The sequence below is a fragment of the Cronobacter sp. HA18003 genome (assembly GCF_011605905.1).
GTDB classification, from domain to species: Bacteria; Pseudomonadota; Gammaproteobacteria; order Enterobacterales; family Enterobacteriaceae; genus Cronobacter; species Cronobacter sakazakii.
In genome coordinates this window covers 1,733,502-1,759,824 of sequence record NZ_JAANQO010000011.1, presented here as the reverse complement: position 1 = coordinate 1,759,824, position 26,323 = coordinate 1,733,502, and the positions used below count along the sequence as shown (strand labels likewise).

20 protein-coding genes are annotated in these 26,323 nt (G+C 57.0%); 7 read left to right on the top strand and 13 right to left on the bottom strand.

Going from position 1 to position 26,323, the window contains the following annotated elements; genetic code table 11:
* Nucleotides 1–19: 19 nt before the first annotated feature.
* Nucleotides 20–820, bottom strand: coding sequence for a glucosamine-6-phosphate deaminase (gene nagB / locus G6041_RS09415; RefSeq protein WP_007670385.1), 801 nt, complete (start codon nucleotides 818–820; stop codon nucleotides 20–22).
* A gap of 317 nt (nucleotides 821–1,137) precedes the next feature.
* On the opposite strand from nagB, the gene nagE reads away from it, so the two are divergent.
* The 5 genes from nagE to G6041_RS09390 all read left to right on the top strand — a co-directional run bounded on the left by nagE (nucleotide 1,138) and on the right by G6041_RS09390 (nucleotide 10,027).
* Nucleotides 1,138–3,162, top strand: a complete 2,025-nt coding sequence (gene nagE, locus G6041_RS09410; protein ID WP_166491658.1) for an N-acetylglucosamine-specific PTS transporter subunit IIBC — start codon at nucleotides 1,138–1,140, stop codon at nucleotides 3,160–3,162.
* Between the two features lie 129 nt (nucleotides 3,163–3,291).
* On the top strand, nucleotides 3,292–3,708 hold the full coding sequence (locus G6041_RS09405) for a lipoprotein (protein ID WP_012125360.1): 417 nt from the start codon (nucleotides 3,292–3,294) through the stop codon (nucleotides 3,706–3,708).
* Between the two features lie 106 nt (nucleotides 3,709–3,814).
* Nucleotides 3,815–5,482 carry a glutamine--tRNA ligase gene (gene glnS / locus G6041_RS09400; RefSeq protein ID WP_004387180.1) on the top strand — a complete coding sequence of 556 codons (1,668 nt, stop codon included), beginning with the start codon at nucleotides 3,815–3,817 and terminating at the stop codon, nucleotides 5,480–5,482.
* Nucleotides 5,483–5,924: 442 nt separating this feature from the next.
* Complete coding sequence (gene chiP, locus G6041_RS09395; RefSeq protein ID WP_041460726.1) at nucleotides 5,925–7,319, top strand: chitoporin ChiP; 1,395 nt, start codon at nucleotides 5,925–5,927, stop codon at nucleotides 7,317–7,319.
* A gap of 56 nt (nucleotides 7,320–7,375) precedes the next feature.
* A complete protein-coding gene (locus G6041_RS09390) occupies nucleotides 7,376–10,027 on the top strand; it encodes a beta-N-acetylhexosaminidase (protein ID WP_012125357.1) in 2,652 nt (883 codons plus the stop codon).
* 52 nt (nucleotides 10,028–10,079) lie between these two features.
* Here G6041_RS09390 and G6041_RS09385 read toward each other — a convergent pair whose 3' ends face one another.
* The 5 genes from G6041_RS09385 to ybfF all read right to left on the bottom strand — a co-directional run bounded on the left by G6041_RS09385 (nucleotide 10,080) and on the right by ybfF (nucleotide 13,626).
* A complete protein-coding gene (locus G6041_RS09385; protein WP_007865711.1) occupies nucleotides 10,080–10,691 on the bottom strand; it encodes a helix-turn-helix domain-containing protein in 612 nt (203 codons plus the stop codon).
* Nucleotides 10,692–11,013: 322 nt separating this feature from the next.
* Nucleotides 11,014–11,466, bottom strand: a complete 453-nt coding sequence (fur, locus tag G6041_RS09380; protein ID WP_004387176.1) for a ferric iron uptake transcriptional regulator — start codon at nucleotides 11,464–11,466, stop codon at nucleotides 11,014–11,016.
* Between the two features lie 290 nt (nucleotides 11,467–11,756).
* Complete coding sequence (gene fldA, locus G6041_RS09375) at nucleotides 11,757–12,287, bottom strand: flavodoxin FldA (RefSeq protein ID WP_004387175.1); 531 nt, start codon at nucleotides 12,285–12,287, stop codon at nucleotides 11,757–11,759.
* A 161-nt stretch (nucleotides 12,288–12,448) separates the two neighbouring features.
* Nucleotides 12,449–12,730, bottom strand: coding sequence for a LexA regulated protein (gene ybfE / locus G6041_RS09370; protein WP_004387174.1), 282 nt, complete (start codon nucleotides 12,728–12,730; stop codon nucleotides 12,449–12,451).
* A gap of 128 nt (nucleotides 12,731–12,858) precedes the next feature.
* Nucleotides 12,859–13,626: an esterase gene (ybfF, locus tag G6041_RS09365; protein WP_012125355.1), complete on the bottom strand. Its 768-nt coding sequence runs from the start codon at nucleotides 13,624–13,626 to the stop codon at nucleotides 12,859–12,861.
* Between the two features lie 183 nt (nucleotides 13,627–13,809).
* Here ybfF and seqA point away from each other — a divergent pair, with 183 nt between their 5' ends.
* Nucleotides 13,810–14,361: a replication initiation negative regulator SeqA gene (gene seqA / locus G6041_RS09360; RefSeq protein WP_004387172.1), complete on the top strand. Its 552-nt coding sequence runs from the start codon at nucleotides 13,810–13,812 to the stop codon at nucleotides 14,359–14,361.
* A 24-nt stretch (nucleotides 14,362–14,385) separates the two neighbouring features.
* On the top strand, nucleotides 14,386–16,026 hold the full coding sequence (pgm, locus tag G6041_RS09355) for a phosphoglucomutase (alpha-D-glucose-1,6-bisphosphate-dependent) (RefSeq protein ID WP_166491657.1): 1,641 nt from the start codon (nucleotides 14,386–14,388) through the stop codon (nucleotides 16,024–16,026).
* Between the two features lie 75 nt (nucleotides 16,027–16,101).
* Here pgm and potE read toward each other — a convergent pair whose 3' ends face one another.
* The 7 genes from potE to kdpB form a co-directional block, all read right to left on the bottom strand.
* Nucleotides 16,102–17,415 (bottom strand): putrescine-ornithine antiporter, encoded by a 1,314-nt coding sequence (gene potE, locus G6041_RS09350; RefSeq protein ID WP_041460572.1) that lies wholly within the window; start codon nucleotides 17,413–17,415, stop codon nucleotides 16,102–16,104.
* Entirely contained in the window at nucleotides 17,415–19,610 is a 2,196-nt protein-coding gene (gene speF, locus G6041_RS09345; protein WP_012125352.1) for an ornithine decarboxylase SpeF, read from the bottom strand. Before speF ends, potE begins: the two co-directional genes overlap by 1 nt.
* Nucleotides 19,611–19,877: 267 nt before the next feature.
* A complete protein-coding gene (speFL, locus tag G6041_RS09340; RefSeq protein ID WP_015386889.1) occupies nucleotides 19,878–19,982 on the bottom strand; it encodes a leader peptide SpeFL in 105 nt (34 codons plus the stop codon).
* 322 nt (nucleotides 19,983–20,304) lie between these two features.
* Nucleotides 20,305–20,982: a two-component system response regulator KdpE gene (gene kdpE / locus G6041_RS09335; protein ID WP_004387168.1), complete on the bottom strand. Its 678-nt coding sequence runs from the start codon at nucleotides 20,980–20,982 to the stop codon at nucleotides 20,305–20,307.
* Entirely contained in the window at nucleotides 20,979–23,663 is a 2,685-nt protein-coding gene (gene kdpD / locus G6041_RS09330; RefSeq protein ID WP_012125351.1) for a two-component system sensor histidine kinase KdpD, read from the bottom strand. Before kdpD ends, kdpE begins: the two co-directional genes overlap by 4 nt.
* Nucleotides 23,664–23,672: 9 nt before the next feature.
* On the bottom strand, nucleotides 23,673–24,245 hold the full coding sequence (gene kdpC / locus G6041_RS09325) for a potassium-transporting ATPase subunit KdpC (protein WP_012125350.1): 573 nt from the start codon (nucleotides 24,243–24,245) through the stop codon (nucleotides 23,673–23,675).
* A gap of 11 nt (nucleotides 24,246–24,256) precedes the next feature.
* Complete coding sequence (gene kdpB, locus G6041_RS09320) at nucleotides 24,257–26,305, bottom strand: potassium-transporting ATPase subunit KdpB (protein ID WP_014729312.1); 2,049 nt, start codon at nucleotides 26,303–26,305, stop codon at nucleotides 24,257–24,259.
* Between the last annotated feature and the right edge of the window lie 18 nt (nucleotides 26,306–26,323).

Below are 26,323 nucleotides of genomic sequence, written 5' to 3'. Positions count from 1 at the left end.
TGCCCCCGGTAACCAGTCCTTAAAGATCTTTGATATTTTCAGCTTCGAGCTCGGTGAAGTATTTCAGCGTCTTCACTTTCAGTTCCATTGTGGAAGGCTCATCGCATACGATAACCGCTTTCGGGTGCAGCTGCAGACAGCTAATCGTCCACATATGGTTGACGTTGCCTTCAACCGCCGCCTGCAGCGCCTGCGCCTTAACGTGGCCCAGCACCAGAATCATCACTTCCTGCGCGTCCAGCAGCGTGCCGACGCCCACAGTGAGCGCGTATTTTGGCACCTGATTGACATCGCCGCCAAAGAAACGCGAATTCGCCACACGGGTGTCGTGCGTCAGGGTTTTGATACGCGTGCGGGAAGCCAGAGAAGACGCGGGCTCGTTAAAGGCGATATGACCATCGTTGCCGACGCCGCCCATAAAGAGATGAATTTTGCCGTAAGCGCGAATTTTTTCTTCATAGCGGCGGCATTCTGCGTCAATATCCGGCGCGTTGCCATCCAGCAGGTTGATATTTTCTTCGGGAATATCAACGTGGTCGAAGAAATTGCGGTACATGAAGCTGTGATAGCTTTCCGGATGATCTTTTGGCAGGCCAACATATTCATCCATGTTAAAGGTCACGACATGTTTGAAACTGACCTGGCCTGCTTTATGCATCTCAATCAGCGCCTTGTAGGCTTCAAGCGGCGTGCCGCCAGTCGGCAGACCAAGAACGAAAGGGCGGTCGGCGGTGGGGTTGAAATCGTTAATGCGCTTAACAATATGGCGGGCGGCCCATTTGCCTACCTGCTGCGGCGTAGCCAGCGGAATCAGTCTCATTGTTCACCTCGGAAGTTAGAAAACAGGAGCGGATTAAACGACGCACAGTGTAAGGGTATACCCGTTCGCTGAAAGCGGGAGAAATCCGTCTCGATTTTTTGAATGATAAAATAAGTTTTCGACTCAGGCCATAGGAAAGGAAGCGCAATAATAATATTTGGTGATAAAAATCACAGAAAAGACGCGTTTAATTTGCGAGGCGAATTAATTTTGCAGACACTCTGGGTTGATGCAAAGTGTCGCCGCGTTTCAGAGTTAGTAGCACAATAAAAACACTGCTTAGCTGGAGCCTCATCGGGGTCTCATAGGGGGAAAAAGTGAGTATTTTAGGTTATTTACAACGAGTAGGCCGGGCGCTGATGGTGCCTGTGGCTACGCTGCCTGCGGCAGCCATTCTGATGGGGGTCGGTTACTGGCTTGACCCGACCGGCTGGGGCGGCGGCAACGCGCTTGCGGCTTTCTTCATTCAGTCCGGTTCCGCAATCATCGACAACATGGGCGTGCTGTTTGCAGTCGGCGTCGCATACGGTATGTCAAAAGATAAAGACGGCGCTGCGGCGCTGGCGGGGTTTGTCGGGTTCCTGGTGCTGACGACGCTCTGCTCGCCAGCGGCTGTCGCCATGATTATGAAGATCCCGGCCGATCAGGTGCCTGCCGCCTTCGGTAAAATCAAAAACCAGTTCGTGGGCATTATGGTGGGGATCATTGCCGCCGAACTGTACAACCGCTTTAGCGCCGTTGAGCTGCCGAAAGCGCTGTCCTTCTTCAGCGGCCGCCGTCTGGTCCCGATTCTGACATCTTTCGTGATGATTGTTGTTGCGTTCATCATGATGTACATCTGGCCAGTCGTGTTTGGCGGTCTCGTTGACTTTGGCGAGCAGATCCAGAAGCTCGGTTCAGTCGGCGCGGGCGTTTACGCATTCTTTAACCGTCTGCTGATCCCGGTGGGCCTGCATCACGCCCTGAACTCCGTGTTCTGGTTCGATGTGGCAGGCATTAACGATATCCCGAATTTCCTGGGCGGCGCGCAGTCTATCGAATCCGGTAAAGCCGTGGTCGGTATCACTGGCCGTTATCAGGCGGGCTTCTTCCCGATTATGATGTTCGGCCTGCCGGGCGCGGCGCTGGCGATTTACCACTGCGCGCGTCCTGAAAATAAAGCCAAAGTGCTGGGGATTATGATGGCGGGCGCTTTCGCCGCATTCTTTACCGGCATTACCGAGCCGCTGGAATTCTCCTTTATGTTCGTGGCGCCGGTGCTGTATGTCATTCACGCGGTATTGACGGGTATCTCCGTATTTATCGCGGCGACGATGCACTGGATTGCCGGTTTCGGCTTCAGCGCGGGGCTGGTGGATATGGTGCTGTCGTCCCGTAACCCGCTGGCGACGCACTGGTACATGCTGATTCCTCAGGGGCTGGTCTTCTTCGTCATCTATTACGTGGTGTTCCGCTTTACTATCACTAAATTCAACCTGATGACGCCTGGCCGTGAGCTGGCCGTTGCGGGCAGCGAAGCAGACGGTGTGGACGTTAACGTCAGCGATGAGAAAGATCTCGACGCAGCAGGCCTTGCGCGTCAGTACATCGCGGCGGTGGGCGGCTCCGATAACCTGACGGGTATCGATGCCTGCATCACGCGTCTGCGTCTGAATGTGAAAGATTCCGCGCTGGTGGATGAAGCGATGGCTAAGCGCCTTGGCGCGACGTGCGTGATTCGCCTTAACAAAACCAGCGTGCAAATCATCGTCGGCTTCGTGGCAGAAAAAATCGCTAACGCGATGAAAACCACCGGTCATGTCGATGCCTCTGCGCCAAAAGCGCAGACCGCAGCGCCTGTCGCACCGGCCGTGAAGCCGCAGGCGGTCGCTAACGTAAAAACCATCGCCGCGCTGGTATCGCCGGTGACGGGCGAAGTGGTCGCGCTCGATGCGGTGCCGGATGAAGCCTTCGCCAGCAAAGCGGTCGGTGATGGCGTCGCCATCAAGCCCACCGATAAGCTGGTGGTGGCACCAGCGGCCGGGACTATCGTGAAAATCTTCAACACTAACCATGCCTTCTGCCTGGAAACCGAGAACGGCGCAGAGATCGTGGTGCATATGGGGATTGATACCGTCGCGCTGAACGGCCAGGGCTTTAAACGCCTGGTGGAAGAGGGCGCGCAGGTGACGGCGGGCCAGCCGGTGCTGGAGCTTGATCTGGATTATCTGAACGCCAATGCGCGCTCAATGGTCAGCCCGGTGGTGTGCAGCAACATCGACGATTTCGGCGGTCTGGTTATTCAGGCGCAGGGCGCGGTGGTCGCAGGCCAGAGCGCGCTGTATGAAATTAAAGGCAAGTAATCGCTTCTGAGTCGTTATGCCTGAACGGCGGGGAAACACCCCCGCCGTTTTTTTTTGCCTTTTTTTGGGGCTGGCGCGCACCGCGTAACGCCATGTAGGGTAGCGGTCACTGAGATTAAGGAGAATCACATGCGTCAGGTTATTTTTGTCCTTTTCGCCGCCGTGCTGTTAAGTGGCTGCATCCCGCGCTACGCGACCCACCGGCCCGCGCTTGACGTCGATATACAGAACGAGCAGGGCGAGCCCATTCCTCATGCCACGTTCTGGCTGCAAACGCACCGCATGCCGCCGGGCTATTACCCGCCGCCGGAGAAATTCACCGCAGATAATAACGGCCATGTTTCCGTCTCGCGCGTTTCGGAGTGGGAAAACATGATCTTCTTTCTTCACGGCACGATGATCTATTCCTGGAGCTGGTGCGTTGAGGCGCCAGGCTACCTGCCGCGTGAAGGGGATGTCGAGTCCTTAAGGCCACAAGTCAAATTACTCAAAGCCAGAACGCCCGAGCGTTGTCGGCTGGCGCAGTATGCTGAAGCCCGCCAGTAACATGCGGTGCTGCGCGGCGGGATTTTCTGTAACTAAAGGTTGTTTCCCGCCTCTGCTTATAAGATCATACGCCGTTAAACGATGTTGACGCTTTGAGGAATATGCGATGAGTGAGGCAGAAGCCCGCCCGACTAACTTTATTCGCCAGATTATCGATGAAGATCTGGCGTCTGGAAAACACACCACGATTTGCACCCGCTTTCCGCCGGAGCCGAATGGCTATCTGCACATCGGCCACGCGAAATCTATCTGCCTGAACTTCGGCATCGCGCAGGACTACCACGGCCAGTGCAACCTTCGCTTTGACGACACCAACCCGGTCAAAGAAGATCTGGAATTTGTCGAGTCGATTAAAAATGACGTGCAATGGCTGGGTTTCCACTGGTCTGGCGACGTGCGCTACTCCTCTGACTATTTCGATCAGCTTTATAACTATGCAGTTGAGCTTATCAACAAAGGCCTGGCCTACGTTGACGAACTGTCGCCGGAGCAGATCCGCGAATACCGCGGCACGCTGACCGCGCCTGGCAAAAACAGCCCGTTCCGCGATCGCAGCGTGGAAGAAAACCTGGCGCTGTTCGAGAAAATGCGTGCCGGTGGGTTTGAAGAGGGCAAAGCGTGCCTGCGCGCGAAAATCGATATGGCCTCGCCGTTTATCGTGATGCGTGACCCGGTGCTGTACCGCATTAAGTTCGCCGAGCATCACCAGACCGGCAACAAGTGGTGCATCTACCCGATGTACGACTTTACCCACTGCATCTCCGATGCGCTGGAAGGCATCACCCATTCGCTCTGTACGCTGGAGTTCCAGGACAACCGTCGTCTGTATGATTGGGTGCTGGATAACATCACCATTCCGGTTCACCCGCGCCAGTACGAATTCTCGCGCCTGAATCTGGAATATACGGTGATGTCCAAGCGTAAGCTGAACCTGCTGGTCACCGATAAGCACGTCGAAGGCTGGGACGACCCGCGTATGCCGACGATTTCCGGCCTGCGCCGCCGCGGTTATACCGCCGCGTCCATCCGTGAATTCTGCAAGCGTATCGGTGTGACCAAGCAGGATAACACCGTGGAAATGGCGGCGCTGGAAGCCTGCATTCGCGAAGATCTCAACGAGAACGCGCCGCGCGCGATGGCGGTTATCGATCCGGTGAAACTGGTTATCGAAAACTACCCGCAAGGCCACAGCGAAATGGTGTCGATGCCTAACCATCCGAACAAACCGGAAATGGGCAACCGCGACGTACCGTTTAGCGGCGAAATCTGGATCGATCGCGCGGATTTCCGTGAAGAAGCCAACAAGCAGTACAAGCGTCTGGTGCTCGGTAAAGAAGTGCGTCTGCGCAACGCGTATGTGATTAAAGCCGAGCGCGTGGAGAAAGACGACGCGGGTGAAATCACCACTATCTACTGCACCTACGATGCCGAAACGCTGAGTAAAGATCCGGCGGACGGTCGCAAGGTCAAAGGCGTGATCCACTGGGTCAGCGCGGCGCATGCGCTGCCGGTTGAAATTCGTCTCTATGACCGTCTGTTCAGCGTGCCAAACCCGGGGGCGGCGGAAGATTTCCTCACGACCATCAACAAAGACTCGCTGGTCATCAAGCAGGGTTACGCTGAGCCGGGCCTGAAAAACGCTGAAGCGGGTAAAGCCTGGCAGTTTGAGCGTGAAGGTTATTTCTGCCTCGACAGCCGCCATGCAAACGGTGACAAACTGGTGTTCAACCGCACCGTTGGCCTGCGCGATACCTGGGCTAAAATCGGCGAGTAATACCTTGCCTGTTACAAGACGCCGCCTCTGTGCGGCGTTTTTTTTGCCTTTCTATTCAAAGCGTTAACAGCATTAAAATATTCGCGACGCGAATTAATCTACATGTTCCCTGTTAAACGCAAACCCGTCATAAAACCTCATGTTGCTATTTTCATCTGCTGATACGCATGAAATCGCTTTCATTTTATAGCTTTAACTAATTCCTCTTCTTTTATCCGCATTAAAAGCTGTCTTCTGAAAATGTTTCAAAATGAAAATTATTTTGTGCACTGTGTCATAAAGCCACGAAAATTCAGGGGATTTAGATTGATAATTCGCGTCGCGAAAAATAGTCTTGAGGGGCTGTTTCGGGGGTTCTCCTTCAGCACTTTTATTTTTTTATTTCATTCGTTTTATGCGCCATATGCGCTGCGAATTTTTTTACGTCAAAGAGGAATTTCACATGCGTTCGTTGAGATACAAACGTAGTGGCGTCGCGCTGGCTGTCGCCAGCGTTACCGCACTGGGTGGCCTGTGTAGCCCGCCCGTTCACGCCGCAGGCTTTATTGATGACTCTACATTAACCGGCGGCATCTATTACTGGCAGCGCGAGCGCGACCGTAAAGATGTCGTGGAAGACAAATATAAAACCAACCTCTCACACTCCACCTGGAACGCGAACCTGGATTTCCAGTCAGGGTTTGCCGCCGATATGTTCGGGCTCGACATCGCCGCATTCACGGCCATCGAAATGGCGGAAAACGGCGACAGCGGTCACCCGAATGAAATCGCGTTCTCCGCAAGTAACAAAGCCTACGACGAAGACTGGTCCGGCGATAAAAGCGGCATCAGCCTTTATAAAGCTGCCGGTAAATTTAAATATGGCCCGCTCTGGGCGAGGGCTGGCTGGTTGCAGCCCACCGGTCAGACGCTGCTGGCGCCGCACTGGAGCTTTATGCCCGGTACGTATCAAGGGGCTGAAGCGGGCGCGAATTTTGACTACGGCGAGGCGGGCGCGCTGAGCTTCTCGTACATGTGGACCAACGAATATAAATCGCCGTGGCATCTGGAGATGGACAAGTTCTACCAAAACGACAGAACCACGCGGGTTGATTATCTCCACTCGATCGGCGCGAAATACGATTTTAAAAATTCGCTGGTGCTCGAAGCGGCTTTTGGCCAGGCGGAAGGGTATATCGATCAATACTTCGCGAAAGCGAGCTACAACTTCCCGCTTGCGGGTAACCCGCTCTCCACCAGTTATCAGTTCTATGGCGCGCGTGACAAAGCCAGTCACGGCACCGTCAATGATATTTACGACGGCACCGCGTGGCTCCAGGCGCTGACGTTTGGCTATAAAATTGGCCAGGTCGATCTGCGTCTGGAAGGTACCTGGGTGAGCGCTGAAGGGCAGCAGGGCTATTTTCTGCAGCGCATGACGCCCACTTATGCGTCTTCCAATGGACGGCTGGATATCTGGTGGGATAACCGCTCCGATTTTAACGCCGATGGCGAAAAAGCTGTGTTCTTCGGCGCGATGTATGACCTGAAAAACTGGAACCTGCCTGGGTTTGCGCTGGGCGCGTCATACGTTTATGCCTGGGATGCGAAACCCTCCACGCTGCCGACCACCGACGGCTATTACGATCCCAGCTACCGCCTCAAAGAATCCGCTTACAGCCTCGATGCGGTTTACACCCTGCAGGACGGCCGCGCCAAAGGCACGATGTTTAAGCTGCATTTCACCCAATACGACAACCATTCCGACATCCCGAGCTACGGCGGCGGTTACGGCAACATCTTCCAGGACGAGCGCGACGTGAAATTTATCGTCACGGCGCCGTTCACGATTTTCTGATTGCGCAGGGGCGCGCAGATGCGCCTTTCATCAAGGGCAGTGAAAAGGAGAAGTCGATGAAAAAGTTACAGGTCAGTATGTTAGCAGGAGCGGTGATGGGGCTTTTCACCGGTGCCAACGCACAGGCGTCAACGACAGATAGCATCAGCCAGTTTGGGCTTAATTACACCATTACTGACAACCAGGCCGCACAACACGGTACAGACTGCGCCGCGCTTGGCGCTGACTGGGCGTCATGTAATAAAGCCGTCATCACGCTGACCAACCCGGGCGATGCGGTGACCGACAAAAACTGGACTATCTGGTTTCACAGCATTCGCCAGATCCTGAAAGTCGATAACGATCAGTTTAAAGTGACCCATGTGATGGGCGATCTCCACAAGCTTGAACCGACGGATAAATTCACCGGCTTCCCGGCGAAATCGTCGGTGGAGATCCCGATTATCAATGAATACTGGCAACTCTTTATCACCGACGTGCTACCGCGCTGGTATGTCACGGCGGATGACGGCGCGCCGAAGGTTATCGCCAGTACCGATACCGAAACGCTGACGGATTTTGTCAGCCCGCTGAACGATCAGTGGAAGCGCACGCCGGATGATAAAAATATCCTGATGACCGCCGAAGCGCGGTTTGATAAAAACAGCGATGTCAAAACACTGAACGCAGAGCGCCTGCGCGGGCAGATCGTGCCCACGCCGCAGCATGTGAAGATTCACGGGCAAAATGTTTCTCTCGAAAAAGGCGTTCAGCTCGATATTGCCGCGCTGGATAAACCCGCACAGGAGGCGATTTTCGCCCGTTTCGCGCTGCTCGGTATAAAAACTGATGCAGGCTACCCGGTACGCACAGCCATTGCCAGCCACGCCTTTAGTGGTAAAGAGGCGGTATCCGGCGCATATCAGCTGCATATCGGGCCAAAAGAGACGACGATTACCGGCTATGACCGCGCGGGCGTCTTTTACGGGCTGCAATCGCTGCTGTCGCTGATCCCGGCTGAGGGCGCGAAGCAAATCGCCACGCTCGATGCGCAGGACGCGCCGCGTTTTGATTATCGCGGCATTCAACTCGATGTGGGACGCAACTTCCACACCAAAGCCGCTGTGCTGCGCCTGCTTGACCAGATGGCGGCCTATAAGCTCAATAAATTCCACTTTCATTTGAGCGATGATGAAGGCTGGCGTATTGAAATACCGGGCTTGCCGGAACTGACCGATGTAGGGGCGAAGCGCTGTCACGATCTCAGCGAAAAAACCTGCCTGCTGCCGCAGCTCGGCTCCGGGCCAGATACGAACAACAACGGCAGCGGCTACTTCACCCGCGCGGATTATATAGAGATTGTGAAATACGCCGCCGCCCGCCAGATAGAAGTGATCCCGGAAGTCGACATGCCCGCACATGCCCGCGCGGCGGTGATTGCGATGGAAGCGCGCTACGACAGGCTGCAGAAAGCGGGTAAAACCGAAGAGGCGAACCAGTATCGCCTGCTCGACCCGAAAGATACGTCCGTTACCACTGGCGTGCAGTACTACAACCGCACCGGCTATCTCAATCCGTGCCTCGACTCCTCGCGCCGCTTTGTCGATAAAGTGATTGGCGAGATCCAGCAGATGCACAAAGAGGCCGGACAGCCGCTCACCACCTGGCATTTTGGCGGCGATGAGGCAAAAAATATCTACCTCGGCGCGGGTTATACCGATAAAGCGAAACCGGAAGCCGGGAAGGGGATTATCGATCAGAGCCGTCAGGATAAGCCCTGGGCGCGCTCGCCGGTGTGTCAGAAAATGGTGCAGGACGGTGTCGTCGCTGATGTCGAGCACCTCTCCAGCTATTTTGGCGTGGAAGTGAGCAAACTGGTCAAAGCGCATGGCATCGACACCATGCAGGCGTGGCAGGACGGGCTTAAGGACGCGAAAGACGCGAGCGCTTTCGCCACCTCGCACGTCAACGTCAACTTCTGGGATACGCTCTACTGGGGAGGCTTTGATACAGCGAACGACTGGGCGAATAAAGGTTTCCGCGTGGTGGTTTCTAACCCCGATTACGTCTACCTCGATTTCCCGAACGAAGTGAATCCGGCGGAGAGCGGCTACTACTGGGGCACTCGCTTTAGCGACGAACGTAAGATTTTCAGCTTCGCGCCGGATAACCTCCCGCAAAACGCCGAGACATCGGTCGATCGCGATGGCAACGCGTTCAGCGCTAAGTCGGACAAACCCTGGCCAGGCGCGTATGGTCTCTCGGCGCAGCTCTGGAGCGAAGTGGTGCGTACCGATAAGCAAATGGAGTACATGATGTACCCGCGTCTGTTGGCTGTAGCTGAACGCGCCTGGCATCGCGCGGCCTGGGAGCAGGATTATCAGGCTGGTCGCGAATATAAAGGCGGCGAAACCCATCAGGTGGATGTAAAAGCGCTGCATGATGACTGGACGCGCTTTGCGAACCTGGCGGGCAGCCGTGAGCTGCCGAAGCTTGAAAAAGCGGGCGTGCAATTCCGCCTGCCGGTGCCGGGCGCGCGCATTCACGACGGCGTGTTGCAGATGAACGTCAGTCTGCCAGGTGTCGGCATGGAATACTCGACTGATGGCGGCGCGCACTGGCAGCGCTACGATGATGCGAAGCCGCCACGCGTGACGGGTGCCGTACAGGTACGAAGCGTGAGCAGCGACGGTAAACGTTACAGCCGCGTGGATAACGTACAGCCCTAACGCAATAAAAAGCCAGCCTCCGGGCTGGCTTTCTTATGAGCGGGCGCTCTCTCTACAGCGATTCAGGCAGATGGTGAACCGCAACCAGTTTGCCTTTGCTTATCTCAATATTTTTCGCACCGCGCAACTGAGAAAGGGTTTTCATCACCATGCTGCGGGAAAGATTGGTTTTTTTAACGATATAGTCGGCCACGTTAATCCGGTTACGCATGAACTCATCCATTGTCGCGAGACAATCGATATTCGCTTTAATCATGCTGTAGCTGTTTCGTCCCATCATAATTTCTTCGCGATAGCAAAGCATATTAATAAACCATGAGGACAAAATAAGCAGATGTAACTGGCAGTGATTTTTCTCAATTTCCTGAATGAAATAATCAAAAGGAATTAACTGGTAATGGCATTCGGAATCAGCCTGTAATTTGGCGAATTGAGTTTTGCCTAAATTCCTCGCCAGTCCCAGCACAGAGGGTGCGCTGCTTTTTTCCAGCAACAGCCTGTCACTCTGGCGCATCAGAGAGAACTGACCGCCACGAATGATGCAGATCTCCCCGTCCCGAAGCGGGATCAGCGTATTTTTCTCTGCACGAGACCAGTTGCCGTAGCTATTAAAAATATCCGCAATACGGTAAATCTCAGCAAGCGGTTTAGGGGGTAAGACCATGTTGGTTACCTTAATAAAATAAAATTAAATCGTTGCTGTATCTTAATGGATGCTTTTTTATGGCTGCAATAAGGGGCAGAGAACAGAAAAGGAAAAACAGGGATAATCTCATCTCTAACCGATTGAGTGATAAAGATATTTATCTTTTCTGAATTTCGATTTAAAAAAATATATGTGGTTTAATTAAGCATTGTGCGCTGTATTAAAACACTCTAGTTTTCAAATTTTATCTAAAAAAATACATCTATATTTTTGTTAAAGGGGTTTCAGGCAATAAAAAGGCCGACAAATGTCGGCCTGGGATAATGCAGTATAGCGAGCGTTATTTCCCGCCAGCCTCGTGGGCGTGTTCATTTTCGCGGCAGTCGCCATCGGCGCAGTGACCGTACAGATAGAGGCTGTGGTTGGTCAGGCGGATGCCGTGGCGCGTGGCGATTTCACGCTGACGCGCTTCAATAGAATCATCACTGAATTCGATCACTTTGCCGCAATCGAGGCAAATCAGGTGATCGTGATGATGCTGTTGCGTCAGCTCGAAAACGGATTTACCGCCTTCAAAGTTGTGACGAGTGACGATGCCGGCATCGTCGAACTGGTTAAGTACGCGATAGACCGTGGCAAGGCCAATCTCTTCACCCATGTCAATCAGACGCTTATAGAGGTCTTCCGCACTGACATGATGATTGACCGGTTCCTGCAGCACTTCGAGGATTTTTAATCGAGGAAGCGTGACTTTCAGGCCGGCCTTCTTTAATGCGGTATTGTTGTCAGTCATGCGGAATCTGTCCTGTTGCTTAACGACTCGCTCCGGAAGGGAGCGATACATCGGATACGCCGAAGATGAATGCGTCTCATTATAGAACTGACATGCCTAAATGAAAACCGCAAGCGTCCGGCAAAAAAGGGCTTAAAAATCGTGGGCCAGCCAGCGTTTTTCACGTGGAGAGCCTGATAATTAAGAAAGCCATTGTACAGCGTAGTGAGGGAAAGTTAAAAATTTGTAGCAATTATTTTCATTGCTTTTATCTATCAAACGGCGCGGAACGGTGCCCGCGCCGCTTATCATCAGGCGTTGATGATTTCCTGCAGATGCAGCTCTTCGGACACCTGTTTGACCCATTTTTCAACGCGTTCCGCGGTCAGTTCCGGCTGGCGGTCTTCGTCAATCGCGAGACCAACGAAGTGGTCGTCATCAGCGAGGCCTTTAGAAGCTTCAAAGTGGTAACCTTCGGTCGGCCAGTGGCCAACAATGGTCGCACCGCGCGGCTCGATGATGTCGCGAATGGTGCCCAGCGCGTCGCAGAAATATTCTGCGTAATCTTCCTGGTCGCCGCAGCCGAAAAGCGCCACCAGCTTGCCGTTAAAGTCAATTTCTTCGAGCGTCGGGAAGAAATCGTCCCAGTCGCACTGCGCTTCGCCGTAGTACCAGGTCGGGATGCCAAGCAGAAGAATATCGAATGCTTCCAGATCCTCTTTGCTGCTTTTAGCAATGTCATGCACTTCAGCAACGTCAGTCCCGAGCTGTTTCTGGATAATTTTTGCGATATTTTCGGTATTGCCGGTGTCGCTGCCGAAAAAGATGCCTACGATTGCCATAAGAAGAATAACCTCTTGAATCTAAATGTGATGGTGCTGGCATAACGCCCACAGATAGGGCAATCATAGCAGAACAGAAGAAGGTGCGGAAACGCTATCAGGCGCCGGGTGCACTCTCTGCTACATTGCCCGGTCCTTTTGGGTAAAATTCAGACCAGACCTTACTCCTGCAAGGCTTTCAGCTGCGCAAGCAGCATCGCTTCTATCAGCTCGCTGCGGCTAATATTGCGCGCCTGCGCGAGATGGTTCAGCGCGTCTACCGCGTCGGCGTTCAGCTTCAGCTCCACGCGCTTAAGCCCGCGAACTTTGTCACGCTTAAGCTGGTTGCGCTTATTGATGCGCAGCTGTTCGTCGCGCGACAGCGGATTGGTTTTCGGTCTGCCCGGACGGCGTTCATCCGCGAAGAGATCGAGCGTTGTGCGGTCCGTTTGTTCTTTTGCCATGGTATGAGTATAGACAGGGGAAACAGGCTGCCGTGGCGGAGCCCGGCGGTATTTCAGCGCGCCATCATACATCAGGGAGCGAAGCGCGCCAACGCATCCAGCGCGCGACGGCGCCGGTCGGTCTGTTTTTAATCAGTTTCCAGAAAACGACGAATCGCGCGCAGCACCGCCTGCGGTTTTTCGGCATGCACCCAGTGGCCTGCGCCCGCAATCACATGCGCGCGGGCTTTGGGGAACTGTGAGAGCAGCGCCTCGCGGTGCGCTTCTTCCACATAAGGCGACGCGCCGCCGCGAATGAACAGCGCCGGGCCGTGCCAGGCAGGCACCGTTTCCCAGCCGACGATATGCGAATACTGATTCCACAGCACCGGCACATTAAAGCGCCACTCGCCATCGATAAACGATTTCAGCAGAAACTGCACCACGCCCTCCTCGCGGATATGCTGGCGCATAATCTCCGCCGCCTGCTGGCGTGAGGTAACGCCCGCGTCGCTCACCGCGTTCACCGCATTGAATATTTCATCGTGACGGCGCACCTGATAATCCACAGGCGCTATATCAATCGCCACAAGCTTTTCAATGCGCTCCGGCGCGAGGGCGGTCACCGCCATTGCCGCTTTGCCGCCCATTGAATGACCGATAAGAATCACCTTATTCAGCCCCTGCGCATCCAGCGTTTCGAGAATATCCTGCGCCATCGCCGGATAATCCATCGTCTCGCTGCGTCCGGAAAGCCCGTGGTTTCGCAAATCAACCTGCACAACGTCATGATCGTCCACCAGATCGCGAGCCAGCACGCCCAGGTTATCCAGGCTGCCAAACAGCCCGTGAATTAACACAATCGGTGTATTTTGAGTCGGTTGTTGCGCAGATTGCGTGCGGGTATTTAATTTCATGGCAAAGTTCTTTTTTGGCGACTGACAGGTTAGGTTATCATGTTGACCATTCTGCCGCCCGGCTGCAAGGTTCCAGTTAATTCCGACTTTTGCGGCCTTCCTGGTTTGACGCTATCCGCTGTTGGGTTTTAACTTTATACTCCCAACGACTTGTATTCAGAAAAGATATCGCACTGGATTAAGATGAAAACGATTGAAGTTGATGACGAGCTGTATCGCTACATTGCCAGCCACACCCTGCATATTGGCGAAAGCGCGTCCGACATTTTACGGCGCATGTTGAAATTTTCCGCCTCCTCGCCATTAGCCGCTACACCCGCCAAAGCAGAGACTCCCGCCCCTGTTGCGCCCGCCGCTGAGCCTGAAAAGCCAGTGAACCCGGCGCGCGACCGCGTGCGAGCCATGCGTGAGCTATTGTTGTCGGATGAATACGCCGAACAAAAACGCGCGGTCAATCGTTTTATGCTGGTGCTGTCTACACTCTATTCACTGGATGCAAACGCATTTGCCGAAGCGACCGAGTCGTTACACGGCCGTACCCGCGTCTATTTCGCCGGTGACGAGCAAACGCTGCTGCAAAGTGGCAACCAGACGAAACCCCGCCACGTGCCGGGCACACCGTACTGGGTGATTACGAATACGAATACAGGCCGCAAATGCAGCATGATCGAACACATCATGCAGACCATGCAGTTCCCGGCGGAATTGATTGAGAAGGTTTGCGGCACCATTTAACTCTTGCGTCAGAAGGACCAGGCCATGGCAGTCAATAACCGTGCGGGACAGCCTGCACAACAGAGTGATTTAATCAACGTCGCCCAGCTCACCGCGCAGTACTACGTGCTGAAGCCGGAAGTGGGTAATGCGGAACACGCGGTGAAATTCGGTACGTCCGGCCACCGTGGGAGCGCCGCGCGTCACAGCTTTAACGAGCCGCACATTCTGGCGATAGCCCAGGCGATCGCCGAAGAGCGTGCGAAAAACGGCATCACCGGGCCGTGCTATGTCGGTAAAGATACGCACGCGCTCTCCGAGCCTGCGATTATCTCCGTGCTGGAAGTGCTGGCCGCCAACGGCGTCGATATCATCGTGCAGGAAAACAACGGTTATACGCCGACGCCTGCGGTCTCGAATGCCATTCTTGAGCATAACAAACGCGGCGGCGCGCAGGCCGATGGCATCGTCATCACCCCGTCGCACAACCCACCGGACGATGGCGGCATCAAATACAACCCGCCTAACGGCGGCCCGGCAGACACCAACGTCACCAAAGTGGTCGAAAACCGCGCCAACGAACTGCTGGCGAACGGCCTGAAAGAGGTGAAACGCATCTCTCTGGACGAGGCCTGGGCGAGCGGCCGCATTCAGGAAAAAGACCTGGTGCAGCCGTTTATCGAGGGGCTTGCAGAAATCGTCGATATGGCCGCTATCCAGAATGCGGGCCTGAAGCTTGGCGTCGACCCGCTCGGCGGCTCCGGGATCGAATACTGGAAGCGCATCGCGGAGCACTACAAGCTCAATCTCACCATCGTTAACGATCAGGTGGATCAGACTTTCCGCTTTATGCACCTCGATAAAGACGGCGCAATCCGCATGGACTGCTCGTCGGAATCGGCGATGGCCGGTCTGCTGGCGCTGCGTGACAAGTTCGACCTGGCGTTCGCGAACGACCCGGATTACGACCGTCACGGTATCGTCACGCCTGCGGGCCTGATGAACCCGAACCACTATCTGGCGGTGGCGATCAACTACCTGTTCCAGCATCGTCCGCAGTGGGGCCAGGATGTGGCCGTTGGCAAAACGCTGGTCTCCTCGGCGATGATCGACCGCGTGGTGGATGCGCTGGGTCGTAAGCTGGTGGAAGTGCCGGTTGGCTTTAAGTGGTTTGTTGACGGTCTCTACGACGGCAGCTTTGGCTTTGGCGGCGAAGAGAGCGCGGGCGCATCTTTCCTGCGCTTTGACGGCACGCCGTGGTCCACTGATAAAGACGGCATCATCATGTGCCTGCTGGCGGCGGAAATCACCGCAGTAACCGGTAAAAACCCACAGCAGCACTATGACGAACTGGCCGCGCGTTTCGGCGCGCCGAGCTACAACCGTCTCCAGGCTTCCGCGACCTCCGCGCAGAAAGCGGCGCTCTCGAAGCTCTCTCCGGAAATGGTCAGCGCCAGTACGCTGGCGGGCGACCCCATCACCGCGCGTCTGACTGCCGCTCCGGGCAACGGTGCGGCTATCGGCGGCCTGAAAGTGATGACCGAGAACGGCTGGTTCGCGGCGCGTCCTTCCGGCACCGAAGACGCGTACAAGATCTATTGCGAAAGCTTCCTCGGTGAAGAACACCGCAAGCAGATCGAGAAAGAAGCGGTGGAAATCGTCAGCGAAGTGCTGAAAAACGCCTGAATGCGCTCCTGAACAGGAAACGCGAAAAACGGCAACCTTCGGGTTGCCGTTTTGTTTTCATCGTCATGCCGCTCATTAACTGTGTTTATTGGTCAGCTCAAAGCGCGGCGACACCAGCCCGTACAACGTCCAGCCCATAAAGGTGACTATCGCGCCATACAGCATCGCCTCTTCGCCGGATGAGTAGAGCGCGTAGAAGCTGTAAATCGCCCCGAGCAGCGCCACCAGATTTGCCGGTTTCGCCTTACGCGGCGGCACGTTCGCCACCTGCTGAATAATCACCAGCGCCGCCATCGACAGAATATACGGGATGATATTGGTCACCACCGCCAGGTTCACCAGCACGTTAAACTGCTTGTTAAGCGAAGGGCTGATGGTCATCAGCGACAGCCCGCTCTGGATAATCACAATCGTCAGCATCCCTTTGACCGGCGCTTCCGCGCGGCTCAGGTGGGAAAAGACTTTCGGGAAATAGCCCTCATCGGCGGAGGAGCGGAACACCTGGGCGATGGTGAACTGCCAGCCGAGCAGCGAGCCGCAGCAGGACATCACCATCAGCGCCATAATGATTTTCCCGACGCCCGGCGTAAACATCTGCGCGAATGCCAGCCCGAACGGCGCGGTGGAGTGGGCCAGATCCAGGTTCGGCACAATGCCCGCAATCACATTGGTCGAGACGATATAAATCACCGCCGCGCCCAGCGTGCCGCCGAGCACCGCAATCGGCACGTTGCGCTCCGGGTTTTCCACCACTTCCGTATTGGCGCAGGCCGATTCCAGCCCCAGGAAGGCCCACAGCGTCATGGCGATTGACGAACCGACCGCACCGAAAAACGGCACGTGATGCGGGTTCCACGAGGCGGCATACAGTGTCGGGCTGAACCAGAACCAGCCGATGACCGACAGCCCGACCACCGGAATGATCACCCCCCAGACGGTCACGCTGCTGAGCTTGCCGGTAATACGCGCGCCGCCGAAATTAGCGACGGTGCAGATCCACAGCACGCCGATAGTGGCGATCCCGGTTTGCACCGGCGTTAAGGCCGCGCCGAACAGCTCGCTGCCGTAGCCGACCGCCGAAATAGCGATGGCCACGTTGGCGATAAGCAGCGACACCCCGTAGGTGTAGTTCGCCATAAAGTTGCCGGATTTGCCGAAGGCGTACTCTGCGTAGCCGCCCATGCCGCCCGATTTACGGCTGTACATCCCGCATTTGGCAAACGCCCAGGCGAGCGCTGTCGAGCCAACGGCGGTCACAAGCCACGAGATAATCGAAATCGTCCCCACTTCGGCGAGTTTGGTCGGCAGCATGATAATACCGGAGCCCATCATGTTGACCATGGTCAGGATAGTCAGCGGCACAACGCCCATTTTGTTGGATTTGCTCATCATAACGCTCCTTCTGTACGGGGTTGCGAGGCAGGTTTTTCACTGACCACGTAACACCAGACCTGACGGCGACCATCGCAGGTTTCGACATAGACGCCCTGCAACTCCGGCGCGAAGCCCGGCAGCAGGTTGATCCCGTCTTCCAGCGCCTGAAAGTAATGCAGCGCCGCGCCGCCCCAGATTTCGCCGGGCACCACGCACAGCACGCCGGGCGGGTAGGGGAGCGCGCCCTCCGCCGCGATACGGCCTTCGGCCTGTTCAAGCCGTACCAGTTCAATATTGCCTCGAATAAACGCCTGGTGGGCCGCCTGCGGACTCATGGCGACGCGCGGGAAATGCGCTTTACGGAACATCTCTTTTTGCAGCTGTTTAACGTTACGGCTGGCGTAAAAGTCGTGCATCTCCTGGCAGAGCTGGCGCAGCGTATAGCCTTCATAGCGCGCCTGGTGCTGTTTAAAGAGCGAGGGCAGCACGTCGACGAGCGGCGCGTCGCGCTCCAGCAGCGCTTCAAAGCGCGCCAGTTGCGCCACCAGCTGTTGCAGCTTGCTCATCTCCTCGGCGGGCGTCAGCAGGAACAGAATCGAGTTGAGATCGCATTTCTCCGGGATGATGTTGTTTTCGCGCAGGTAGCTTGCGAGCACGGCGGCGGGCACGCCGAAAGCCTCATACTCGCCGGTTTCGGTATTAATCCCCGGCGTGGTGAGCAGCAGTTTGCACGGGTCGACGAAGTACTGGTGCGGCGCGTAGCCCTCAAAGGCGTGCCAGCGCTCGCCAGGCTCGAAGTGGAAAAAGCGCAAATCAGCCGCTATCTCCTGCGTCTCATATCTCTGCCACGGGCGGCCATCGACGGTCGTCGGCACAAACGGGCGAATGGCGCGGCAGTTTTCAAAAATCATCTTGCGGGCGTCAATGCCCTGTTCCACGCAGCGCATCCACATCCGGCGTCCGGCCTCGCCCTCGTGCATCCGCGCGTTAATGTCCAGGGCCGCGAAGAGCGGGTAAAACGGGCTGGTGGAGGCGTGCATCATGAAGGCGTTATTCATGCGCTTATGCGACACATAACGCGGCTGGCCTTTGATATGGCTGTCTTTTTTATGGATTTGCGAGGTCTGCGAAAACCCGGCCTGCTGTTTATGCACCGACTGCGTGACGAGAATGCCCGGATCGTTTTCATTAAGCGTCAGCAGCAGCGGCGAGCAGGGCGCCATCATCGGAATAAACTGCTCATAGCCGACCCACGCGGAATCAAAAAGCAGGTAATCGCACAGCGGCCCGAGCGTATCCACAACCTGACGGGCGTTATAAATCGTGCCGTCATAGGTGCCGAGCTGAATAACCGCCAGGCGGAACGGGCGCTTTTCTGCGGCCCGTGCCGGAGCCACTTCCCGCACCCGCTCGCGCAGGTAACGCTCGTCGAAACAATGCGCGTCGATCCCGCCGATAAACCCGTACGGGTTACGCGCGGTTTCCAGATAGACCGGCGTCGCGCCCGCCTGCAACAGCGCGCCGTGATGGTTCGATTTATGGTTATTACGGTCAAACAGCACCAGATCGCCCGGTGCCAGCAGCGCATTAAGCACCACTTTATTGGCTGAAGAGGTGCCGTTCAGCACAAAGTAGGTTTTATCGGCGTTAAACACCGCTGCGGCGTGCTGCTGCGCGAGGCAGGGCGCGCCTTCGTGGATTAACAAATCCCCCATCGCCACGTCAGCGTTGCACAGATCGGCGCGAAACAGCGTATCGCCTAAGAAACTGACGAACTGATTCCCGGCGGGGTGGCGGCGGAAAAAATCACCGCCCTGATGGCCTGGGCAGTCAAACGCGCTGTTGCCCTGGCTGACGTAATCCACCAGCGCGCGAAAGAACGGCGGGCGCAGCGCGGTTTCATATTTCTGTGCGGCGGCCTCAAGCTGGCGACCATAGTGTTCGCGGTACGTTTCACTGTCTTCGAAGACGCCCGCAACGCGTGGCAAATACTCCGCCGGCACCCGCTCTTCAGGCTGGCATACCACAAACACCGGAATACCAAATCCGGTCATTTCTATTTCATCGATAAGACCCAGGTAAATATCGCTGACGGTCATCACCGCCGCGGCGATATCAATATAGTCAGATTCGTGAATATTTATCGTCGTGCGGTCTGTTGAAAAACAGTCCGGGCATAAACGACTGACGCCAATTTTTAATGCTTGCATGATGTTTCCTTATTTCAGGCAAAGCAATCCCGCCACTTTTCCTCGCGGAAAATTGCTCAAGATAAATGTCGGGCAACATATTCCCGCTGCCTCTAAAAGGCAGTAGAGAAGATTTGCTCTTTTTGGGCCAGACAACCCCCACCCGGCGTTATGCCGGTATTACAAAGGGTTGTGGCAAAAGCGCGCGCGCATCCCCAGGCGGTCACCTGTTAATGAACAGCGTTAGGCTCTTTCTCAGGAATAAGCGGCGCGCAGCAGCGCAATACGCTAGCGGGCGTTGAAAAGGTGGAAGTCGAAGCAGTTGCGGTGGGCGAACATCATAATATGGGTCGTCCGCCTGATATGTGGCATAAACCGATTATTATTTTCCATGTGATTATTACCTTTCAGTAATTGAAAGCGTGGTCATTTTATCCATCATGAGAGGTTAATCTGTGAAAAGGATCAACAAAAACGCGCTAAACCAGAAATAAATAGTCGTCATTTATGCATAATGTAGAGTAGATCGCTGTCGGTTGTAAAGATGTAAGTCTCTGGTTAATAAACGGTGTTCATTTTATTTGGGCAGAAAACCCTTCTTATTTCGATGAAACAGAAAATAAAAAATGAATAAAAATAAGGGAGGAGTGAAAAGCTATTCAGAATAAAAAGCGGGGATATTTAAAACCGCGCCAGGCGTGACGCGGCGTCAGCGTTAAAGCATAAACCGGTAGCCGATGCCGGTTTCAGTCAACAGATGGCGCGGGCGCGCCGGATCGCTTTCGAGCTTCTGGCGCAGATGGCCCATATAGATACGCAGATAGTGGCTGTGCTCGACCGCGTTCGGCCCCCACACCTGGCTTAACAGCTGTCGCTGGGTCAGTACCTTGCCAGGGTTATTCAGCAGCACACCCAGCAGGCGAAACTCAATTGGCGTCAGGTGGATCTCCTCCGTGCCGCGCGTGATGCGTCTTGCGGCCAGATCGACTGTAATGTCGGAAAAGCGCACCACCGGATCGCTCTGGCTTGCACTCCCGTGGCGGCGCAGGGCCACGCGCAGCCGCGCCTGCAACTCGCCGATGCCGAACGGCTTCGCGAGAAAATCATCGGCACCGGCATCGAGCGCCGCGATTTTGTCCTGCTCGTCGCTGCGCGCCGACAGAACAATCACTGGCGTCTGGCTCCACTGCCGATAGTCGCGGATAAAATCGATGCCGTCGCCGTCCGGCAGCCCGAGATCGAGGATCACCAGATCGGGCTTGCGGGTGGCGGCTTCAATCAGCCCGCGCTGGAGGGTTTCGGCGTCATAGACGCGCAGCCCTTCGCTCTCAAGCGCGGTGCGCAGAAAGCGGCGGATCTCTTTTTCATCTTCGACTATCAGAACGCTAATCACATGACCTCGTGGATATCCAGTTCCGGGGGCGTTTCGTTAGGCAGCAGCACATGAAAACTCGCGCCGCCTTCCGGGCGGTTACGGGCGTAAATCTCGCCGCCGTGCACCTCGACAATCGCCTGACAAATGGCAAGCCCCAGACCGACGCCGGGGATAGCGGATTCTTTATTGCCGCGAGCGAATTTAGCAAAGATAGCCTGTTCCTGACCAGCCGGAATACCAGGCCCATTATCCCAGACTTCCAGATCGAGCCGGTCGTCGCGCCAGCTCGTGCGCACGCCTGTCTGCGCCCGTGGCCCTGCGTATTTTGCGGCGTTCTCCAGAAGGTTAATCAGCACACGCTCAAATAGCGGCCCGTCAACATGGATGAGGGTGAGCGGATCGCTAAGGCTGAGTTCGATATGTCGCCCACCGAGACCCGGCTCCAGCATCTTGAGCGCGCTGCCCACCACTTCTTCCACCGTCAGCCACTCTTCGCGCAGGTTAAAGCCGCCCGACTGAATGCGCGCCATATCCAGCAAATTATTCACAAGCCTTGTGGTGTTCAGTACATGCTGGCGGATTTCGCTCGCCTGGGGCGCGTGATTTGAGCCTTCGGCTGCCAGATCGAGCGTCAGGATCTCCGCCTGGCCGAACAGCACCGTCAGCGGCGTGCGCAGATCATGGGAGAGCGCCGCCAGCAATGAATTGCGCAGCTGTTCGCGCTCGCTGGCGAGCCGCGCCTGCTCTTCGCTTTCGGTCAGAAAGAGCCGCTCAAGAGCACTTGCCACCAGTAACGTGAAGGTTTCCAGCAGCCGCTGCTGCTCGGGGATCATCAACTGGCGCAGGTTACCGGGCTCGACAATGACCAGCCCGAGCGTTTTCCCGGCGGTGCGCAGCGGCAAAATTTGATACGGCACGCCGGGCAGGGTGTCGGTGCCCGCGCCGGCAGGCAAGCCTTTATCGAAGCTCCAGCGGGCAATGGCTTCATCCCACGGGGTGATTTCCGCGAGCGGCTGCGGCGCTTGCAGTTTGCCGTGTTCGTCCGGCAGCAGCAGCAGGCCGCGGGCGTGAAAGGTGGAGGTGATAAACTGCTGGCTGGTGGCTGCGATATCGCGCGCGCTGCGCCCCACCGCCAGCGCTTTGGACATTTCGTAAAGATGGCGGGTGCGCTGCTCGCGATAGCGCGCGATGCGCGCCTGGTAGCGCACGCCTGCGGTCAGGTTGCCGATAATCAGCCCGACGCTCAGCATCACCGCGAAGGTCAGCAGATACTGGACGTCAGAGACCGCCAGCGTGCCGCGCGGCGCGATAAAAAAGAGATCAAAGCTCACCACGTTGATGACGGTCGCCACCACCGACGGCCAGCGGCCATAAAACAGCGCCACCAGCACCACGCCCAGCAGATAGACCATCACCAGGTTGGCGGCGTCAAACGCGATAAGCCACTGGTGCGCCACCAGCGTAATCAGCGCGCAGAGCGCTACCGCCACCGCGCAGCCGCGCAACTGTACCCGCCATTTCTCCATAAACGGGCGGTTATCGGCGGCTTTGGCGGTGGCAGGCGTCGGCTTGTCGTCCAGCGCGACAATCAGTAAATCGAGATCCGGCGCGTGGCGCGCGAGCCGCTCGGCGAACGTATCCTGGCTCCACCAGCGGCGTTTATTGCGCCGCCCGATGACGATCTTGCCGAGGTTATACTCCCGGGCGTAGCGCAGCACGGCTTTCTCCTCGACCGGGTCGGCGAGGGTGGCAGTCTCCGCGCCCAGCTCCTGGGCGAGATGCAGGGCGCTCAGAATCGCGCGGCGTGATGTTTCCGGTAGCTGGTGCAGGCGCGGCGTCTCCACATACACCGCATGCCAGACGCTGCCAAGCCGCGCCGCCAGACGCGCGGCGGTGCGCACCAGTTTTTCGTTGCCCGCGCCCTGGCCGATGCACAGCAGGATGGCGTCGCGCGTGTGCCAGACTTTCTCCTGGCCCTGGCGGTCGCGCCAGGCGCGCATCTGGTCGTCCACGCGGTCGGCGGTACGGCGCAGCGCCAGCTCGCGCAGCGCGATAAGATTGCCTTTGCGAAAGAAATGCTCAATGGCGCGCTCCGCCTGGCCTGCGATGTACACTTTGCCTTCATGCAACCGCTGGCGCAGATCGTCCGGCGGCAGATCCACCAGCACGATTTCATCCGCCGCATCGAAAATCGGGTCGGGCACGGTTTCGCGCACCTGAATGCCGGTGACGCCGCCCACCACGTCGTTGAGGCTCTCCAGATGCTGCACGTTCACGGTGGTAAAGACGTCGATGCCCGCGTCGAGCAGCTCATCGACATCCTGCCAGCGCTTCGGGTGGCGTGAGCCAGGCGCGTTGCTGTGCGCCAGCTCGTCCATCAGGATCAGCGCCGGGTTACGCGCAAGCGCCGCGTCGAGATCGAACTCCTGCACCACGCGGCCCCGGTGATGAATACGCTTAAGGGGCTGGATAGCCAGCCCCTTAAGTAACGCCGCGGTCTCCTGGCGGCCGTGGGTTTCCACCACGCCCACCAGGATATCGAGCCCCTGCGCCCGCAGGCGCTGAGCCTCCTGTAACATGGCGTAGGTTTTCCCTACGCCTGCGCAGGCGCCGAAGAAGATTTTGAGTTTTCCGCGCGTCCGGCCCTGCGTCTGTATCAGCAGGCGGTCCGGGTCGGGGCGCATCGGCTCTTCGGTCATGAGGGTTCCTTACGGTTGCAGGGCGTCCAGCGCCATATTTAGTTTCAGCACGTTAACCACCGGCTGGCCGAGGAAACCCGCGAGAGGGGCGTCGGTGTTTTCACGGATAAGGCGTCCCACTTCCGCTTCAGAAATGCCGCGGGCCTGCGCCACGCGCGGGGCCTGCCAGAAGGCGGCGTCCGGCGTTATGCCGTAATCGAGACCGCTCGCGGAGGCGGTGACCAGCTCCACCGGCACCGCCGCGCGGGCGTCCGGGTTGGCGGCGCGCAGCGCCTGAACGCGCGCCTGAACTTCTTTATCCAGCGCCGGGTTGCTGGCGGCAAGGTTACTGCCGCCGGAAGCCATGGGATTATAAGGCGCTTCGGCCGTCGCGGAAGGGCGGCCCTGGAAATATTTCGCCTCGCTGAACGCCTGGCCAATCAGGCGCGAGCCGCGCACTTCGTCATGCTGGCGGATAAGCGAGCCTTCCGCCTGGTCCTTAAACCACCACTGGCCGAGCACCGTGGTCGCCAGCGGATAGACGCCGCCGGTAAGTATCGTCAGGAAAACCAGCAGGGTGAGGGCGGGACGTAACATAGCCATAATGATTCCTTTTAAACCAGACCAGACAGCGTTAACACAAGGTCGATAAGCTTGATGCCGATAAACGGCACCACCAGCCCGCCCAGACCGTAAATCCACAGGTTGCGGCGCAGCATCGCCGCCGCCGCGAGCGGCTTGTAGCTCACGCCTTTCAGCGCCAGCGGGATGAGAAAGACGATGATCAGCGCGTTAAAAATAACGGCGCTAAGAATCGCCGACGCTGGCGAGTGCAGATGCATCACGTTCAGCGCGTTAAGCTGCGGGTACGTCGCCGCGAACGCCGCCGGGATAATGGCGAAATATTTCGCCACGTCGTTGGCGATGCTGAACGTGGTTAGCGAGCCGCGCGTCATCAGCATCTGTTTGCCGATGTGTACCACTTCGATGAGCTTGGTGGGGTTAGAGTCGAGATCCACCATGTTGCCCGCTTCTTTCGCCGCCTGGGTGCCGGAGTTCATCGCCACCGCCACATCGGCCTGCGCCAGCGCCGGGGCGTCGTTGGTGCCGTCGCCGGTCATCGCCACCAGCCGTCCTTCGGCCTGGTACTGGCGGATCAACGCCAGTTTCGCTTCCGGCGTCGCTTCGGAGAGAAAATCGTCCACGCCCGCTTCGGCGGCGATGGCGGCCGCCGTCAGCCGGTTATCGCCGGTGATCATCACCGTCTTGATGCCCATTTTGCGCAGCTGCGCGAAGCGCTCTTTGATGCCGCCTTTGACGATATCTTTCAGCGCGATAACGCCGAGCACCTGCGCGCCTTCGGCCACGACCAGCGGCGTACCGCCGGTGCGCGCCACGCCTTCCACGAGCGTGTCGACCTGCGCCGGGAACTGGCCGCCGTTGGCTTCCACGTGGCGGCGAATGGCGTCCACCGAGCCTTTACGGATCATCCGGTCCTGCACGTTGATACCGCTCATGCGCGTCTGGGCGGTGAAGGGCACAAAGGTAGCCTGCAAATGCTGTACGTCGCGCTCGCGCAGGTTAAAGCGCTGCTTCGCCAGCACCACAATGCTGCGGCCTTCCGGGGTTTCATCCGCAAGCGAGGCTAACTGAGCGGCGTCGGCCAGCGTTTTTTCATCCACGCCGGGGGCGGGCAGGAAGTCAGACGCCTGACGGTTACCGAGCGTGATGGTGCCGGTTTTATCGAGCAGCAGCACGTCCACATCGCCCGCGGCTTCCACCGCGCGGCCGCTGGTGGCGATAACGTTCGCGCCAAGCATCCGGCTCATGCCCGCCACGCCGATGGCCGAGAGCAGCCCGCCGATGGTGGTTGGGATCAGACACACCAGCAGCGCCACCAGCACCGTCACGCTGACCGCCGTCCCGCCGTATTGCGAGAACGGGTAGAGCGTGGCGGTCGCCAGCAGAAAGACAATCGTCAGCGCCACCAGCAGAATGGTCAGCGCGATTTCGTTCGGCGTTTTGCGGCGCTCTGCGCTCTCGACCATCGCAATCATACGGTCAAGGAACGTCTCGCCGGGGTTGACGCTGCACTGGATAACCAGCCAGTCGGAGAGAATACGCGTGCCGCCGGTCACCGAGGCGAAATCGCCGCCCGATTCACGGATAACCGGCGCGGATTCGCCGGTAATGGCGCTCTCATCCACCGACGCGCCGCCTTCGATCACTTCGCCGTCGCACGGGATAATATCGCCTGCTTCCACCAGCACGATATCGCCTTTGCGCAGGTCAGCGGCGGGGATGTGATCCATCTGGGCATCATGGTGCGGCGCACGCAGTTTGCGGGCGAACGCGGTCTTTTTCACACCCTTGAGGCTGTTGGCCTGGGCTTTGCTGCGGCCTTCGGCCAGCGCTTCGGCGAAATTCGCGAACAGCACCGTAAACCACAGCCACAGGCTGATGGCAGCGGTAAACAGCGCCTCGCCAGGCAGTTTTCCGGCGGCGATCGCCAGGGCGATCAGCGTGGTCAGCAGGCTGCCGACCCAGACGATAAACATGACCGGGTTGCGCCACTGGGCGCGCGGACTCAGTTTTTTAAGAGCATCGAAAAGCGCCTGACGAACCAGCGAGGATTCAAACAGGGCCAGTTGCTTGCGACTCATGGATAGCGACTCCGCAAT

Bases quoted from the DNA above. Each gene is read 5' to 3' on its own strand.
- G6041_RS09390 (WP_012125357.1), top strand. From the start codon at position 7,376: ATGAAAAAGTTACAGGTCAGTATGTTAGCAGGAGCGGTGATGGGGCTT.
- ybfF (WP_012125355.1), bottom strand. From the start codon at position 13,626: ATGAAATTAAATACCCGCACGCAATCTGCGCAACAACCGACTCAAAAT.
- fur (WP_004387176.1), bottom strand. From the start codon at position 11,466: ATGACTGACAACAATACCGCATTAAAGAAGGCCGGCCTGAAAGTCACG.
- kdpB (WP_014729312.1), bottom strand. From the start codon at position 26,305: ATGAGTCGCAAGCAACTGGCCCTGTTTGAATCCTCGCTGGTTCGTCAG.
- kdpC (WP_012125350.1), bottom strand. From the start codon at position 24,245: ATGGCTATGTTACGTCCCGCCCTCACCCTGCTGGTTTTCCTGACGATA.
- speF (WP_012125352.1), bottom strand. From the start codon at position 19,610: ATGCAAGCATTAAAAATTGGCGTCAGTCGTTTATGCCCGGACTGTTTT.
- speFL (WP_015386889.1), bottom strand. From the start codon at position 19,982: ATGGAAAATAATAATCGGTTTATGCCACATATCAGGCGGACGACCCAT.
- pgm (WP_166491657.1), top strand. From the start codon at position 14,386: ATGGCAGTCAATAACCGTGCGGGACAGCCTGCACAACAGAGTGATTTA.
- fldA (WP_004387175.1), bottom strand. From the start codon at position 12,287: ATGGCAATCGTAGGCATCTTTTTCGGCAGCGACACCGGCAATACCGAA.
- seqA (WP_004387172.1), top strand. From the start codon at position 13,810: ATGAAAACGATTGAAGTTGATGACGAGCTGTATCGCTACATTGCCAGC.
- chiP (WP_041460726.1), top strand. From the start codon at position 5,925: ATGCGTTCGTTGAGATACAAACGTAGTGGCGTCGCGCTGGCTGTCGCC.
- ybfE (WP_004387174.1), bottom strand. From the start codon at position 12,730: ATGGCAAAAGAACAAACGGACCGCACAACGCTCGATCTCTTCGCGGAT.
- potE (WP_041460572.1), bottom strand. From the start codon at position 17,415: ATGAGCAAATCCAACAAAATGGGCGTTGTGCCGCTGACTATCCTGACC.
- glnS (WP_004387180.1), top strand. From the start codon at position 3,815: ATGAGTGAGGCAGAAGCCCGCCCGACTAACTTTATTCGCCAGATTATC.
- kdpD (WP_012125351.1), bottom strand. From the start codon at position 23,663: ATGACCGAAGAGCCGATGCGCCCCGACCCGGACCGCCTGCTGATACAG.
- G6041_RS09405 (WP_012125360.1), top strand. From the start codon at position 3,292: ATGCGTCAGGTTATTTTTGTCCTTTTCGCCGCCGTGCTGTTAAGTGGC.
- G6041_RS09385 (WP_007865711.1), bottom strand. From the start codon at position 10,691: ATGGTCTTACCCCCTAAACCGCTTGCTGAGATTTACCGTATTGCGGAT.
- nagB (WP_007670385.1), bottom strand. From the start codon at position 820: ATGAGACTGATTCCGCTGGCTACGCCGCAGCAGGTAGGCAAATGGGCC.